Raw genomic sequence first — 1,678 nt, forward strand, 5'->3', positions numbered from 1 at the left:
GCGTTGTCGGAAGCCCTTAGGGGGTATGGGGGGGAAGCGACTGCGCGTTCCGACGGCTTCCGACAGGGCTTCCGCCGGCTTCCGACTGGCTTCCGACTGACGCAAAACCGTGCTTCCGACGGCTTCCGACAAAGTGATTTTGGGGCTCATCTGTCGGGCTCCAGGTACTTCACGACCCGCAAGCCAGTGGCCTTGCCGTGGAACTTTCCGGCCTCGGTGACGAGGTAGCCGTGCTGCTGCCACTTGGTGATCGAGGTCTCCGCCTCGCGCTTGGAGACGCCGTATTGGTCTGAGATCAGGTCGACCGCGAACCGGCCCTTGCGCCGGGCGTGGGGGAATGCCGACCAGGGGGAACCTGCGCGCCAGGCCTCGTCGATCGCCTGGAAGATTTCGCGGATCTGGTGCCAGCTGAGCCGCTTCTCCCCGACCGGGGTCGTCCCAGTGCCAAGCATAGGCACCAGCGTGCTCTGCTCGGCCCCAAGCCCCGTGGTGAGGTCGACGACCTTCATCGTGAAATGCAGGTCGTCGAGCTCCTCGCCGTCCTTCTGCTTCTCGACCGACAGGACCGTGGTGGCCTCATCCTTGGCGACCCGGATCGAGGTGTCGCAGCCGCCCAGCAGCACGGTCGAGCCGCGCATGCCGCGATCGAGATCCTTGCCCGCGTGGTGGATGCCGATAACCGTGCCGTTGCAGTGCTGCTGGATGGCAGCGCAGCCGTCGATGAACATCGACATGGCTTCCTGGCTGTTCTCGTCCTCGCCGGGGATCGAGCGCGACACCGTGTCAATTACGACCAGGCCGATCTCGAAATCCACCGCTGCCCGAACCTGGTCGATCGTGCGTTTCAGCTTCTCGATGCTGGCAGGGTCAAGCATGTGCACGGCGACCGGGAGCAGCCGGAACGGCGCATCAACGCCCTCGAGGCCATGTTCCCGGCGCCAGCCCTTGATGCGCTGGCCGATGCCGAATTTGCCTTCCCCGGCGATGTAGAGAACGCCGGTCTGCTTGGTGGGTTTTCCATGCCAGTCGAGGCCGTAGGCAACCCGCAGCACCATATCGAGTGCGATGAAGGTCTTGTGCTCGCCTGGCCGGCCGTAGAGCAGAACCAGCGCGTGCGCTGGGATCAGTCCGTCGATCCGCCAGCTGGGCGGCGGCATATTGTCGATTTCGTCGAGGCTGAGGGTCTCGAACACGTCCGGGTTGGTAACGGCGTCTGCCTCGAAGATGGCCCGGACCGCGTCGATGCCGGACGCTGCGGCCATGTCGTTGAAGTCGGTGCCGAGGCTGGCAGCCGGGAACGTGGGGAACACTGCCGGGCAGCCCAGGATGCGGGCTGCGGCGGTCGCTGCTTCGCGGCCGACGTTCTTCGCCTTGCCCCGGTCATCGTCGCCGGCAACGATCCAGGATGCGCCGGGATGGGTCGCAGCGAGGCGCTCAGCGACCTTGACGAGATTGCCGGCGTTGAAGGCCACCACGACTGTGCGGCCGGTGGCTTCATGGAGGGTAGCGCCGGTGGCGAAGCCCTCGCAGACGAGGACCGGACCGGTGGCATCGGAGAGCCTCTGGCCGATGACAAACAGCCCGCCGGCGGTCGGAAGATCCGAGCAGAACAGTTTGTGTCCGTCGGCGCCGATCGTCTGCAGCGACTGTATCTTGCCGTCCGGACCTTGAAGCGGGA

At 65.6% G+C, this 1,678-nt stretch carries 1 protein-coding gene; it reads right to left on the bottom strand.

The annotated features are described in order from the left end of the window. Window positions 1–146 precede the first annotated feature (146 nt). The coding region (locus ACK42S_RS17840) for an AAA family ATPase (RefSeq protein ID WP_409710781.1) at window positions 147–1,678 on the bottom strand (1,532 nt) is incomplete at its 5' end.

The organism is Caldimonas sp. (assembly GCF_046289365.1).
GTDB lineage: Bacteria > Pseudomonadota > Gammaproteobacteria > Burkholderiales > Burkholderiaceae_C > Caldimonas.